This is a genomic window from Sinorhizobium meliloti, from assembly GCF_017876815.1.
Lineage (GTDB): Bacteria > Pseudomonadota > Alphaproteobacteria > Rhizobiales > Rhizobiaceae > Sinorhizobium > Sinorhizobium meliloti.
In genome coordinates this window covers 1,530,986-1,544,931 of record NZ_JAGIOS010000001.1, presented here as the reverse complement: position 1 = coordinate 1,544,931, position 13,946 = coordinate 1,530,986, and the positions used below count along the sequence as shown (strand labels likewise).

General features: G+C 63.4%; 12 protein-coding genes and 1 tRNA gene. 10 read left to right on the top strand and 3 right to left on the bottom strand.

Annotated features, from left to right (window positions below):
* The first annotated feature begins 39 nt into the window (after window positions 1-39).
* On the top strand, window positions 40-1,029 hold the full coding sequence (locus tag JOH52_RS07250; RefSeq protein WP_003537568.1) for a CobW family GTP-binding protein: 990 nt from the start codon (window positions 40-42) through the stop codon (window positions 1,027-1,029).
* A 256-nt stretch (window positions 1,030-1,285) separates the two neighbouring features.
* Here JOH52_RS07250 and JOH52_RS07245 read toward each other — a convergent pair.
* Window positions 1,286-1,360 (bottom strand) — tRNA-Gly (locus JOH52_RS07245).
* Between the two features lie 256 nt (window positions 1,361-1,616).
* Here JOH52_RS07245 and JOH52_RS07240 point away from each other — a divergent pair.
* From JOH52_RS07240 to JOH52_RS07225, 4 genes are all read left to right on the top strand, one after another.
* Window positions 1,617-2,126: a prolyl-tRNA synthetase associated domain-containing protein gene (locus JOH52_RS07240; protein ID WP_013844917.1), complete on the top strand. Its 510-nt coding sequence runs from the start codon at window positions 1,617-1,619 to the stop codon at window positions 2,124-2,126.
* A gap of 59 nt (window positions 2,127-2,185) precedes the next feature.
* Window positions 2,186-3,178: a thioredoxin gene (gene trxA, locus JOH52_RS07235; RefSeq protein WP_010970479.1), complete on the top strand. Its 993-nt coding sequence runs from the start codon at window positions 2,186-2,188 to the stop codon at window positions 3,176-3,178.
* A 144-nt stretch (window positions 3,179-3,322) separates the two neighbouring features.
* Window positions 3,323-4,003: an LON peptidase substrate-binding domain-containing protein gene (locus JOH52_RS07230; RefSeq protein WP_010970480.1), complete on the top strand. Its 681-nt coding sequence runs from the start codon at window positions 3,323-3,325 to the stop codon at window positions 4,001-4,003.
* Between the two features lie 8 nt (window positions 4,004-4,011).
* On the top strand, window positions 4,012-4,200 hold the full coding sequence (locus JOH52_RS07225) for a Trm112 family protein (protein ID WP_003537577.1): 189 nt from the start codon (window positions 4,012-4,014) through the stop codon (window positions 4,198-4,200).
* Window positions 4,201-4,497: 297 nt separating this feature from the next.
* Here the strand turns inward: JOH52_RS07225 and JOH52_RS07220 are convergent, their stop codons facing one another.
* Window positions 4,498-5,661, bottom strand: coding sequence for an IS4-like element ISRm16 family transposase (locus JOH52_RS07220; protein WP_003537933.1), 1,164 nt, complete (start codon window positions 5,659-5,661; stop codon window positions 4,498-4,500).
* Between the two features lie 272 nt (window positions 5,662-5,933).
* On the bottom strand, window positions 5,934-7,190 hold the full coding sequence (locus JOH52_RS07215) for a ubiquinone biosynthesis hydroxylase (RefSeq protein WP_080561043.1): 1,257 nt from the start codon (window positions 7,188-7,190) through the stop codon (window positions 5,934-5,936).
* A 58-nt stretch (window positions 7,191-7,248) separates the two neighbouring features.
* Here JOH52_RS07215 and tesB point away from each other — a divergent pair, with 58 nt between their 5' ends.
* From tesB to JOH52_RS07190, 5 genes are all read left to right on the top strand, one after another.
* Entirely contained in the window at window positions 7,249-8,133 is an 885-nt protein-coding gene (gene tesB, locus JOH52_RS07210) for an acyl-CoA thioesterase II (RefSeq protein WP_010970482.1), read from the top strand.
* Window positions 8,134-8,369: 236 nt separating this feature from the next.
* The gene (locus JOH52_RS07205) at window positions 8,370-8,708 is read left to right on the top strand and encodes a P-II family nitrogen regulator (RefSeq protein ID WP_003529649.1); all 339 of its coding nucleotides are present in this window, start codon (window positions 8,370-8,372) and stop codon (window positions 8,706-8,708) included.
* 27 nt (window positions 8,709-8,735) lie between these two features.
* Window positions 8,736-10,091 carry an ammonium transporter gene (locus tag JOH52_RS07200; protein WP_010970483.1) on the top strand — a complete coding sequence of 452 codons (1,356 nt, stop codon included), beginning with the start codon at window positions 8,736-8,738 and terminating at the stop codon, window positions 10,089-10,091.
* 328 nt (window positions 10,092-10,419) lie between these two features.
* The gene (locus JOH52_RS07195; RefSeq protein WP_010970484.1) at window positions 10,420-13,065 is read left to right on the top strand and encodes an FtsK/SpoIIIE family DNA translocase; all 2,646 of its coding nucleotides are present in this window, start codon (window positions 10,420-10,422) and stop codon (window positions 13,063-13,065) included.
* A 135-nt stretch (window positions 13,066-13,200) separates the two neighbouring features.
* Window positions 13,201-13,863 (top strand): outer membrane lipoprotein carrier protein LolA, encoded by a 663-nt coding sequence (locus tag JOH52_RS07190; protein WP_003529654.1) that lies wholly within the window; start codon window positions 13,201-13,203, stop codon window positions 13,861-13,863.
* Window positions 13,864-13,946 lie beyond the last annotated feature (83 nt).

Here is a 13,946-nt window from a genome sequence, read left to right as displayed (position 1 = left end):
TAGCCTCCGGCCGTCCATGCGACAGTGAGGTTCTCGCCAATGCCCGATCAGCTTGCCCCCACCCCCGTCACCGTCCTTACCGGCTATCTCGGAGCAGGAAAGACCACACTTCTCAACCGCATCCTCTCCGAGCCGCATGGCAAGAAATTCGCGGTCATCGTCAACGAGTTCGGCGAGGTCGGCATCGATAACGATCTCATCGTCGATGCCGACGAGGAGGTGTTCGAAATGAACAATGGCTGCATCTGCTGCACGGTGCGCGGGGACCTGATCCGCATCATCGAAGCGCTGATGCGGAGGCGCGAGCGGTTCGACGGCATCCTGATAGAGACGACGGGCCTCGCCGACCCCGCGCCGGTCGCCCAGACTTTCTTCGTCGACGAGGATGTCCGCTCCAAGACACGGCTCGACTCCATCATTACCGTTGTCGATGCCAAGCACCTTCTCGGCGAGATCGACCGCGCACATGAAGCGCAGGAGCAATTGGCCTTCGCCGACACGATCATCCTCAACAAGACCGATCTCGTATCGCCCGAAGGCCTGCAGGCCGTGGAAGATCGCATCCGCCGCATCAATCCGACGGCCGGCATTCTCAAGACGCAGCGCTGCAATCTCGAGATCGCCAGCCTGCTCGATCGCAATGCCTTCGATCTCGACCGCATTCTCGAGGTCGAGCCCGACTTTCTCGAAGCGGACCACGATCACGAGCATGACGACCATGTCGCCAGTTTTTCACTGGTCGAACGCCGACCCGTAGACCCGGAAAAATTCTTCCGCTGGCTCCAGACGACCGCCCGGGCCTTCGGCACGGACATGCTGCGGATGAAGGGCATCATCGCCTTTGCCGGCGACACCGACCGCTATGTCGTCCAGGGCGTCCACATGCTGGTGGAAGGCGACCACCAGCGCCCCTGGAAGGAGGGCGAAGAGCGCGTCTCGCGCCTCGTCTTCATCGGCCGCAACCTTCCCAAGGACGTCATCACCGACGGCTTCATGGCATGCTGCGCGAACCCGGCCGTCGTGGGATAGTAGAGAGCTATTGGCAGCCTTTGCGGATGTATGTCCGCAAAGGCTATGCGGCAAACCGGCGGCGAGAAAGGAGCTCGCAATATTGCTTCAGCTTTGGGGCCAGCTGCACCGGTCTGCATGCTCACAGCTCTGAGGGAGGCCGGCAAAGCGCGCTCCGGCGCGCGGAAAGCATGGACAAACGCCGCTGCACGGCACGGCCGTGCGAAACGGAAAACGCCCGAAGGGCTCATCAACCTGCTGAATTGTCCGAAGAATTTGGAGCGGGTGAGGCGATTCGAACGCCCGACCCCAACCTTGGCAAGGTTGTGCTCTACCCCTGAGCTACACCCGCTCATAAGACCCAGGCCCGGGGGTAGTCGATGGACCAGGGGTGTCGCCCCGTGTTGCGGCGACGGGCGCTATATGGCCCAAGCCCTTTTCAAATGCAACAGGGAAATGACGCGAACGCCAAGAATTTTTTCGCGAGTGCATTCGAAGGCCGGGAATGCCGCGTTTCCGGTTGCGCTGCGCCGCGCATGAGATTGCGGAACGTCTCGCTCCTCCTTAAAGCAGGCCGAGAGAAGATCGCGACGGCGGAAAGGATGACCATGAACAAGGCTGAGCCGAAGACTGCGGAAGATCTCTTCCGTTTTCTCGACGAACTCGGGATCGAACACAGGACGAAGCGGCACGCCCCGGTCTTCACGGTCGCCGAATCGGTGGCGCTGCGCGATGAAATCCCCGGCGGACATACAAAAAACCTGTTCCTGAAGGACAAAAAGGACAATTATTTCCTTCTGACCGTCGAGGAACACGCGACGGTGGACCTGAAGACCGTTCATCAGACCATCGGCGCGGCAAGCAAGGTCTCCTTCGGCAAGCCGGACAAGCTGATGGAATATCTGGGCGTGATACCGGGCGCCGTCACCGCCTTCGGCGCGATCAACGACACCGAGGGCAAGGTGAAGATCATTCTCGACGAGACGCTGATGGCGTTCGAGACGATCAACTGCCATTCGCTCTCGAACGACCGGACGACCTCGATCGCGTCGAAGGACATGCTGCGCTTCATGGAGGCAACCGGGCACGAGCCGCTTGTCTTGAAAGTGACGGCCTGACATACGATCTTTGGCGCGAATGCATGAAGCCGGACGCCCAAGTCCGCGAGGAGAGAAGAATGAGCGGTAGCGACAATCCCTATCAAGGTTCCTTCGGCACACAGATGACGGGCTCGGCCTCGTTCGGCGGACAGCCGGCAAGCGCCGCGAGCGGCCCGAACGACCTGACCCCGGACGACCTGATCAGGGAGACGACAACCGCCGCCTTTACCCGCGACGTGCTCGAGGCATCGCGCCAGCAGCCGGTGCTCGTGGATTTCTGGGCGCCCTGGTGCGGGCCCTGCAAACAACTGACCCCCGTCATCGAGAAGGTGGTGAGGGAAGCCGCCGGCCGGGTGAAGCTCGTCAAGATGAACATCGACGACCATCCATCGATCGCCGGCCAACTCGGCATCCAGTCCATTCCCGCGGTGATCGCCTTTATCGACGGGCGTCCGGTCGATGGCTTCATGGGCGCCGTGCCCGAGAGCCAGATCAAGGAGTTCATCGATCGAATTGCCGGTCCGGCCGCAGACAACGGCAAGGCCGAGATCGAGAGCGTGCTTGCCGACGCCAAGGCGCTGATCGATGCAGGCGACGCGCAGAACGCCGCCGGTCTCTACGGTGCCGTTCTCCAGGCCGACCCGGAAAACGCCGCGGCTGTCGCCGGCATGATCGAATGCATGATTGCGCTCGGGCAGGTCGCCGAGGCGCGCCAGGCGCTTTCCGGTCTGCCGGAAGCGCTTGCCGGGGAAGCGGCCGTCGCCGCCGTCTCGAAAAAGCTCGACCAGATCGAGGAGGCCCGCAAGCTCGGCGACCCGGCCGCGCTGGAGCGCCAGCTCGCGCTCGATCCGGACGACCACGCGGCACGGCTCAAGCTCGCCAAGCTCCGCAATGTCGAGGGCGACCGCACCGCCGCCGCCGAACATCTCCTGACGATCATGAAACGCGACCGCAGCTTCGAGGACGACGGCGCCCGGCGCGAACTGCTGTCGTTCTTCGAGGTATGGGGCCCGAAGGACCCGGCAACGATCGCCGCGCGGCGCAAGCTGTCGTCGATTCTCTTTTCGTAAGCGGCCTTCGCGTCGAATTTTTCAGCCCCACCCGATCGATTCCGGTGTATTTCTCCCTTGAGATTTCGAAGGGCCGCACCATTTTTTGGTCCTACGGCACCGCGCCTCGATAAGGCGCGGCCGCTATCTGCAGGATCTGTCGGAATGCATGTCGGAAATGCGCGCTATCTCGGTCCGAAGGACTTACCGGAGATTCTTCCGGTGTTTCCCTTGACGGGCGCGCTTCTGCTTCCCGGCGCACAGCTCCCGCTCAACATCTTCGAACCGCGCTATCTCGCCATGTTCGACGATGCGCTCGCCGGCAACCGGCTGATCGGCATCGTTCAGCCCTCCTTCGCGGAAGGCCGCAACGACATCGACGCTTCGTCTGTGCCGGCGCTTTGCCAGGTAGGCTGCATCGGCCGGATCACCTCTTTCGCCGAGACCGGCGACGGCCGCTACATCACCTCTCTCACCGGCGTGTGCCGCTTCCGGCTTTTCGCAGAGGTGGCCGGCTGCCGCGGCTATCGCCGTTTCCGCATCGGCCCGTTCGGGAGCGATCTCGAAAGTCCGGACGATGAGAGCCTCGTCGACCGGGAGGCGCTCCTCGCAGCCTTCCGGGCCTATCTCGACGCCAACAAGCTCGAAGCCGACTGGGAAAGCGTGGAACGCGCCAGCAATCGTACCCTCGTCAACTCCATGGCAATGATGTCGCCCTATGGACCGGCGGAGAAGCAGGCGTTGCTGGAGGCTCCCGACCTGAAAACGCGGGCCGAAACGCTGATCGCCATCACCGAGATCGTGCTCGCCCGCAACTTCGGCGACCTCGACAATATTCTGCAATGAAAAGAGCGATGGACATCAACGCCAGCAAGGTCGATCCGAAACTCCTGGAACTGCTCGTCTGCCCTCTGACCAAGGGCCGCCTCAGCTACGATCCGGAAGCCAACGAACTGGTGTCCGAAAAGGCCCGCCTCGCCTATCCGATCCGCGACGGTGTGCCGATCATGCTGGTCTCCGAGGCGCGCAAGATCGAGGATTGAGGGTCGACGTTTCGGTGCGGCCAGGCTGCCTGAGCTTCGTGGTTTGCCCCTCTTCGGGTTAACCCCCACGCGGGGATTTGCCCTTCTCCTCGGGTTCAACCCGAGGACTAACCCTCTCCCCGCATGCGGGAAGAGGGGATTGATGCGTTTGCCGCTTGTCGCGCCGGTGCGGCGGATACTGCTCATGAAAGGGATCCCTCGGGAACCCAACCGCCTCAACCCCGCTCGGTCGGGATTGCCCCTCAACCGGCTGCCGCCACCTTCTCCCCGCAGGCGGCAGGGCTGTCCGGGGAAAATTCATGCATAGCGGAAGACCATTTGGTTTGGGATGGTCCGGGGTTTTGGTCGGCTTGGATTGACCTGCGGCGGCTTGTGGATTTCGGCGATGCTTTTGCGCTGGAACAGGCACTGGGTGACGAGGTCGGTGAAGCGCAGGATCGGTAGAGGGACGCGGGCGAGGCGGGCGGCGATGCGCAACAGTGCATAGGCGATCATCGCCGCGAAGATCTGCAGGCGGATGGCGTTGTCGTTGTTGCCGAGGAACTTGCGGATCTTGAGGTGCTGTTTGATCCAGCGGAACAGAAGCTCGATCTGCCAGCGATCCTTATAGAGCTGGCCGATCTCGACGGCGGAGCGCTCGAGGTCGTTGGTCAGAAGCGTGATCGTATCGCCGTCCTGGCGCTTGACGATTACCCGGCGCAAGCCGATCGGCAGCTTGGAATCGCCCTTGCTGGCGAGGCTGACCTGGCTGTCTTCGAGGACCAGGAAGCCATCGCCTTGAGGTTGCTCAACGGGGCGTTCAGCGACCAAAGCCAGTCCCATGTTGGTCTTCGGCCGGGTGACGAAACTGGCGCCGGCTTCGGCGATCGCCGTCCACCAGCCGTAATGGCAGTAGCCCTTGTCGAAGACATAGGTTGCGCCCTTTTCGATGGTGATCGTGCGGCCGATCTGGGCGTCGTTGACGTTGGCGTCGGTGATGTCGAGGATGCCTGGACAATCGGCCTTGGGATCATAGACGACATGCAGCTTCATGCCGCGGATGCGGCCGTTCGACTTGGCCCAATCGTACAGCTTACCCAGCGGTATCGGGGTCGAATCGATCAGCCGCAGCATCTTGGTGCCCTCCCGGCGCGTCTGCCGGTCGAGCTGACCGGCCAGAAGCGCGAAGGTCTCGGCGAAGACGGCGACCGGGCGGCGGCGGTTGGCGTCCGACAGCGTCGAGCGCATCAGCCGGCCACTGCCGAGATGGTAATGATGCTGACTGTTGGCGTTGAAGCTCGCCTCCAACCCGCGCAGGCTGGTCGTGGCGCTCAACTGGGCATAGATCAGTGCCACCAGATGATCCCAGCTGGTAAAGCACTTGTCGTAGGCATCCCCGGCATGACGATCCACAATCGCCTGAAAGCTGCGGCGATCAATCGCTTTCAGCAGCTGGGCGAAAATGCTAGGGGTGAACCGCATGCTCCGTCTCCTTTTCTGAGTCTCGACAACCAGAAAATAGACGGAAAAACGCCGTCTGACGGGGCATGCGCCTGCGACATTTCGATTCACCCGGAACTTTCCCCGGACAGCCCTGCCGCCTGCGGGGAGAAGGGATATGCCGCGCCCGCTCGCTCCCTCGGGCGGGCGGTGAATGCGGGGTTCAGTTGGCGCCGCTTGTCCCTTCTCCCCGCCTGCGGGGAGAAGGTGCCGGTAGGCGGATGAGGGGCGGACAGAGGCACGAACGGTTGCGTTCAAATCGGCTCGCCGGCGAGCAGCCGCGGATCGGTTCTCCCGGGAGTGCCCGCCGCCTGGCGGATGAAGAACTTCTTGAGCGACGGCAGGCGATCGACGAGGCCGAGGCCGAGGTCGCGCACGACCCGCACGGGCATGATGTCGTTGGAGAAGAGCCGGTTGAGGACGTCCGTCGTAACGCCCATCCGGAAGGTATCGAAGCGCCGCCACGTCTGGTAGCGCTCCAGAACCGCGAGCGAGCCGATATCGAGGCCGAGGCGGTCCGCCTCGACGATCGTTTCGGCGAGGGCCGCGACATCCTTGAAGCCGAGATTGAGTCCCTGGCCGGAAATCGGGTGGATGCCGTGCGCGGCATCCCCGGCGAGCGCGAAACGCGGTGCGACGAAGTCGCGGGCAAGCGTGAGGCCGAGCGGGAAGGCACGCCGGCCGCCGACCACCTTGAGACGGCCGAGCTTATGGCCGAAACGGCGCTCCAGTTCCTCCTCGAAGATGAAATCGTCCTCCTTGACCAGACGCTCGGCATCATAGGTGCTCTCGGTCCAGACGAGCGAGGAACGGTTGTTCTTGAGCGGCAGCGTCGCGAAGGGACCGGCAGGCAGGAAATGCTCCTCCGCCGTCCCGCCATGCGGACGCTCGTGCTCGACGGTGGTGACGATGCCCGACTGGCCGTAATCGAACTCGACGGCCTTGATGCCCGCCGCCTCGCGCAGCCTCGAACGAACGCCGTCGCAGGCGACCAGCAGCCGCGCCTCGATCGTCTCGCCGCCCGCCAGAGTGACGGCGACGGAATGATCTCCGCTCTTGAAGAGCTCCACCACGGTCGACTGCCGGATCGAAACGCCGAGTTCGTCGCAGGCGCGGCGCAGCGCACCGACGAGCGCCGTATTCGGCACCATATGGGCGAAGGGGCGGCCGTCGCCGCCATTATCCTCGCCCCCGCCCTCGAATGTAAGGAAGACCGGTCGGACCGGATCGGCCGTCTTCGAATCGGTGATCACCATCCTGAGGATCGGCTCGGCCTCGGGCGCGATCGCCTGCCAGACGCCGAGGACGTCGAGCATCCGCTCGGCAGCGGCGGCGACGGCCGATGCCCGTTCGTCCTTCGTCCACACGCCTTCCGGCGCGGCATCGACGACCATGACATCGAGATGGGGGGCCGCCTTTTTCAGCGATACGGCAAGCGAGAGGCCGACATAGCCGCCCCCGGCAATCAGAACGTCGATCATCCGCCTCGTCTCCCGTCGCACTTGAAGCATCATCTCGTGCCTATATAGATCAATGCCAACGCCGTTCCTACCATCGGAGACCGCCGAAATGTCGCGCCCTACCGAGACCGCCACGCCCATGGATGCGCTCCTTGCGATACTCGACCTCGAGAAGCTCGAGGAAAACCTCTTCCGGGGCTTGAGCCCGCAGGTCGGCTGGCAGCGGGTCTTCGGCGGCCAGGTGATCGGCCAGGCGCTGGTCGCCGCCCAGCGCACGGTCGACGGGGGCCGCTACGTTCACTCGCTGCACGCCTATTTCATGCGTCCGGGCGACCCTTCCGTTCCGATCATCTACGAGGTCGACCGGATCCGCGACGGCTCGAGCTTCGCGACGCGGCGCGTGGTGGCGATCCAGCACGGCAAGGCCATCTTCGCCATGTCTGCCTCCTTCCAGTACGACGAGGATGGCTTCGAGCACCAGTTCGACATGCCGGACGTGCCGATGCCGGAGACGCTGCCGGGAGAGCAGGAACTCAAGGAGAAGTTTCTCGTCCACGCACCGGAGGCGATCCGCCGCTATTGGGAGCGGCCGCGGCCGATCGAAATCCGGCCCGTCTCGCTCGAACACTATTTCTCGCGCGCGAAGGCATCCCCGAAGCAGGACGTATGGGTGAAAGCGGTCGGGACGGTGCCGGACGAGCGCCATCTCCAGGCCGCCGTCCTCGCCTATCTCTCCGACATGACGCTCCTCGACACGTCTCTTTACGCACACGGCACATCGGTCTACGACCGCAGCCTCCAGGTGGCCAGCCTCGACCACGCCATGTGGTTCCACCGGCCCTCGAAAATGGACGATTGGCTGCTCTATACCCAGGACAGCCCCAGCGCGCACGGCGCCCGCGGAATGACCCGCGGCAGCCTTTTCGACCGCTCGGGCGTTCTGATCGCCTCTGTCGCGCAGGAAGGATTGATCCGCAAAAAGGCAATTGCGTAAATTTTTGCCATTTTTCGGATTCTGCTTATATTTTAATCATTCCGACTGGCGTGTTTTTAGCGTTCCGCGGCAGCCCCCTCGCCGGACGTGTTTTTTCCATTAGTTTTCAGTGGTTTGTTCTGCCTCATCGAATCTGGCACGCCCCTTGAATGTAGCTTTCCGGTTGCCAGCGCGTCAGGCGCTCAAGCAGCAAGGAGAGACGGCCTCCGCTGGAGGCAGACAAGGATGGGAACTCGATGAAAATTGTGATGGCCATTATCAAGCCGTTCAAGCTCGATGAGGTTCGCGAAGCCCTCACTGCCGTTGGCATCCAGGGTTTGACCGTGACCGAAGTGAAGGGCTACGGCCGCCAAAAGGGACACACCGAGATTTACCGCGGCACCGAATATGCCGTGAGCTTTCTGCCTAAGCTGAAGGTCGAGATCGCGGTCGCGACGGAGATCGTCGACAGGGCCGTCGAAGCCATCGCTTCGGCCGCCAAGACCGGCCAGATCGGCGACGGCAAGATCTTCGTCTACTCGATTGACCATGCCGTGCGCATCCGCACCGGCGAGACCGACTCAGAAGCGTTGTAAACCACGCCGTTCAGGGAGCTATTTTCGATGTCGTCATTCACCCTTTCCACCTCTCTTCGACGCGTGGGAGCGACCGCTGCCGCGATGCTCGCGCCGGTCGTTGCATTTGCCCAGGAAGCCGCGCCCGCCGCGGCCGCAACACCGGTGCCGGACAAGGCCGACACCACCTTCATGTTCCTTTCGACGCTTCTCGTCCTGTTCATGCTGATCCCGGGCCTCGCCCTATTCTACGGCGGCCTCGTGCGCGCCAAGAACATGCTGTCGGTGCTGATGCAGTGCACGGTGATCGGCGCCGCCATGATGATCGTCTGGGTCGTCTACGGTTATTCCTTCGCCTTCGGCGGCTCGACGAGCGCCTATTTCGGCGGCTTCGCCAAGCTCTTCCTCGCGGGCGTGACCGTCGACAGCACCGCGGCGACCTTCTCCGATGGCGTCGTCATTCCGGAGTATCTGTTCATGCTGTTCCAGATGACCTTCGCCGCGATCACCCCGGCACTCATCGTCGGCGCCTTTGCCGAGCGCATCAAGTTCTCGGCCGCGATCCTCTTCGCCATCCTCTGGGCGACATTCGTCTATTTCCCGATCGCGCACATGGTCTGGGACGCAAACGGCCTGCTCTTCGGCATGGGCGCGCTCGATTTCGCCGGCGGCACCGTGGTCCACATCAATGCCGGCGTCGCCGGCCTCGTCGGTGCATTCATGGTCGGCAAGCGCACCGGCTACGGCCGTGACATGATGGCCCCGCATTCCATGACCCTGACGCTCGTCGGCGCTGCCATGCTGTGGTTCGGATGGTTCGGCTTTAACGCCGGCTCCAATCTCGAAGCCTCCGGCGGTGCGGTTCTCGCCACCGTCAACACCTTCCTCGCAACGGCTGCCGCAGTCCTTTCGTGGTCGCTCGTCGAGACGCTGACGCGCGGCAAGGCGTCGATGCTCGGCGCCGCTTCGGGCATGATCGCCGGGCTCGTCGCCGTCACGCCGGCGGCCGGTATCGCCGGTCCGATGGGCGCGATCATCATGGGCCTGATCGTCTCGCCGCTCTGCTACTTCTTCGTCTCGGTGATCAAGAACAAGTTCCACTATGACGACACGGCAGACGTCTTCGGCGTGCACGGCGTCGGCGGCTTCTTCGGCGCGATCGCGACCGGCGTCTTCGCCTCCTCCTCGCTCGGCGGCATCGGCTATGCCGACGGCGTGACCATGGGAAGCCAGCTGATGACCCAGATCACGGCCGTCGCCATCACGATCGTCTGGTGCGGTGTCGTTTCCGCCATCCTCTACAAGGTGGTCGATGCGCTTGTCGGCCTTCGCGTATCGATGGAAGCGGAGCGGGAAGGGCTCGACCTCTCCTCGCATGGCGAAGCCGCCTATCACGCGAGCTGAGCAGCGTCGTCAAACGGCGCCGCCAACAGTCCCGTCGCGGTCCGCATCCTGCGGATCGCCCTTGGCCCGGATCTCGCGATCCGGGCTTTTTTTTGCGCTGCATACGCATCCCAACCGCAATTTTTCCGGCACACGCGCATGGTTAATGTCACATTAACCCTACTTCGCTTAGGTTGATTCCATGGGCACGCAAAGTGCCCGGAGCATCCCGCTTTTCGCCCGGATTGAGGGTGAGAAGGCTGCTCCTCACCAAAAGGGCTGGAATATTCATGGGCGGCCTTCTCGCGCGCTCTCGTTCCGGCGGATCGAAACGGGCAAAGCAGGCAACATGAGCAGAAGCAATACCGCAACGCTTGACAGCCGTTCCAACCGGTTCGTGCTGACCCACTTCGTCTGGCGGCAGATCGCCTCGCTGGCGGGGTTCGTTCTCGTCGGTGCGCTGGCACTCGCCATTGCTGCCCTTTCGACATGGAACGTCGCGGATCCGAGCTTTTCCTATGCAACTTCGAACGAGCCGACCAACCTGCTCGGCTATGGCGGCGCCGTCTTCGCGGATATCTTCATGCAGTTCTTCGGCCTTGCGAGCGTCGTGGCGCTGCTCCCGGCCGTCGCCTGGGCTCTCGTTCTCATCCGGGGCACGCATTTCGACAAGGTGCTCAAGCGGCTCGGCCTGTGGTTCGCCGGCTCGGTGCTGGCGAGCGCGGCCTTGAGCTGCGTTCCGGCGCCGATCACCTGGCCGTTGCCGAACGGCCTCGGAGGCGTCTTCGGCGACATGATCCTGCGTTTTCCGGCGCTCTTCACCGGAACCTTCCCGACGGGCACCTTCGCGACCGTCCTCGCCTGCCTCTTCACCGCACCAGCCGCCTGGTGCCTCGTCTACAGCGCCGGCCTCATCGGCGTCAGCGAGGATGAAGAGGCGGAACCGGCGCCGGAGCCCGCACCCAGCAAGGCGCGCACCATACGCGACGAACTCGAAGAGGAAGACGAAGAAGGCCCTCTTACTGTGCTGATGGGGTCGCTCGCCCATATGCGCTACACGGCGCAGGCGAGGCTGCGCCGCGCCTTCGGCATGGGAGCAAAGCCGGCGAAGCGTCAGTATGACGAGCCCTACGACTTCAACAACGACGAATTCGGCACATTGAACGAGCCGGTCCGGCCGAAGGCGCAGGCCGGCCGTATCGAGCCCTCGCTCGATCGTTCCGAGCGCCGCATCGTCACGCCGCCACCGATCATGGGCGACGAAGACGACCCGCCCTTCGATATCGACGAGCGACGGCCTGCCGGCATCCTGCCGGACGACGACGAAGACGACGTGGCCGCAGACTGGGCTCCGCGGCCTGCACCGCCGAAGCCGGCTCTGGCAATGGCGGGCTCGCGCGTGGCCCCGCCGCGGCCGAAAGCCGGGCAGCGCGTCGAGCGCGAGGCGCAGCGCTCGTTCGTCGATGAAGACGGCGATTTCACGCTTCCGCCGATCCACTTCCTTGCCGAGCCGAAGAATGTCGCGCGCGATGCCTCGCTTTCGGCCGATGCGCTCGAGCAGAACGCCCGCATGCTCGAAGGCGTTCTCGAGGATTTCGGCGTCAAGGGCGAGATCATCCATGTCCGCCCCGGCCCCGTCGTCACCCTCTATGAGCTGGAACCGGCGCCCGGGATCAAATCGTCGCGGGTCATCGGTCTCGCCGACGACATCGCCCGTTCCATGAGCGCGATCGCCGCACGCGTCGCCGTCGTTCCCGGCCGCAACGCCATCGGCATCGAGCTGCCGAACCAGCGGCGCGAGATGGTCTATCTGCGCGAATTGATCGGCTCCCGCGACTTCGAGACGACCAAGACGAAGCTCGCCATGGCGCTCGGCAAGACGATCGGCGGCGAATCCGTCGTTGCCGATCTCGCCAAGATGCCGCATCTGCTCGTCGCCGGCACCACCGGATCGGGCAAGTCTGTGGCGATCAACACCATGATCCTGTCGCTGCTCTACCGGCTGAGACCCGATCAGTGCCGCCTCATCATGATCGATCCGAAGATGCTCGAACTCTCCGTCTATGACGGCATCCCGCACCTTCTCTCGCCGGTCGTGACCGACCCCAAGAAGGCGGTCGTGGCGCTGAAATGGACCGTGCGCGAGATGGAAGAGCGCTACAAGAAGATGTCGAAGATCGGCGTGCGCAACATCGACGGCTTCAACAGCCGCGTCGAGCAGGCGCTGGCCAAGGGCGAGGCGATCACGCGCACCGTCCAGACCGGCTTCGACCGCCAGACCGGCGAGGCCGTCTACGAGACGGAGGAATTCGACCTTTCGCCGATGCCCTATATCGTCGTCATCATCGATGAGATGGCCGACCTGATGATGGTCGCCGGCAAGGATATCGAAGGCGCCGTCCAGCGGCTCGCCCAGATGGCGCGCGCCGCCGGCATCCACGTCATCATGGCGACGCAGCGTCCCTCGGTCGACGTCATCACCGGTACGATCAAGGCGAACTTCCCGACGCGCATCTCCTTCCAGGTGACCTCCAAGATCGACAGCCGCACCATCCTCGGCGAACAGGGAGCCGAACAGCTCCTGGGCATGGGCGACATGCTCTACATGGCCGGCGGTGGCCGTATCCAGCGCGTGCACGGACCCTTCGTCTCTGACACCGAGGTCGAAGAGGTCGTTGCCTATCTGAAGACGCAAGGCGTGCCGCAATATCTCGACGCGATCACCGAGGACGACGAGGACGAGAATGATGGCGGCGGTCCGGCCGGCACCTCCAACCTCGCCGATTCCGAGGACCCGTACGATCAGGCGGTGGCGATCGTGCTGCGCGACGGCAAGGCTTCGACCTCCTACGTGCAGCGGCGCCTCGGTATCGGCTATAATAGGGCCGCCTCGCTGATCGAGCGGATGGAGCAGGAAGGCATCATCAGCCCCGCGAACCACGCCGGAAAGCGCGAGATACTGGTGCCGACCGAGGCTGAGATCACCGGCCGGTAAGACAGCGCCACAGCGGCGTGATCAGCGCGCGGCAGGCGGTAACGGTCATTTGAAGGCGTCGTGTTTTCGGGGTTTTCCAACGCCTTGAAGGCGCCCCACTTGCCCTTCAAATGATCACGAATGAAGGAGACTGCGATGATGGAGACCAAAACCGACGGCCGCAACGGGGCAATCTCGCGGCGCGTCTTCGTTGGCGGCCTGGCGGCCCTCGCCGGCTTCGGCGCCACGACGTTCGGCGCGGGCGACGCTTCGGCTCAGGCGTCCGCCGTTGCCCAGAGGATCGCCGATCATTTCTCGTCCGTGAAGACGATGGCCGGCGAATTCGTCCAGTTCGGCCCGCGCGGCGAACAGACGGGCGGCAAGTTCTATATCCGCCGGCCGGGACGCATCCGCTTCAATTACGAAGCACCCTCGCCGATGCGGGTCATCGCCGACGGCAAGTCCGTCGTCATCGGCAATATGAAGCTCAAGACCTGGGATATCTATCCGCTCTCGAAGACCCCGCTCAATCTGTTGCTCAGCGAAAGGATCGACTTGAGAAGCAGGATGGTACGCGACGTGAGGGTGGAAGCGGACCTCATCACCATCGTACTCGGCGACCGCTCCATCTTCGGAGATTCGACCATCACGATGATGTTCGACCCGAAGAGCTACAATCTGCGGCAGTGGACGATCACCGACGCGCAGAAGAAAGACACGTCGGTGATGATCTTCAACGTCCGGACCGGCATCGCGCTCGACGACAAGGTCTTCCGCATCCCCTATGACGAGGTGCGCAACAAGCGCCGCGGCGGCTGATCGCGAAATGCTCCGACTTTGAAGCGAGGCACTTCCGAACGGAAAACCGTTACGCATTTTTCCTGGAAGTGCCTTAAGCCTGT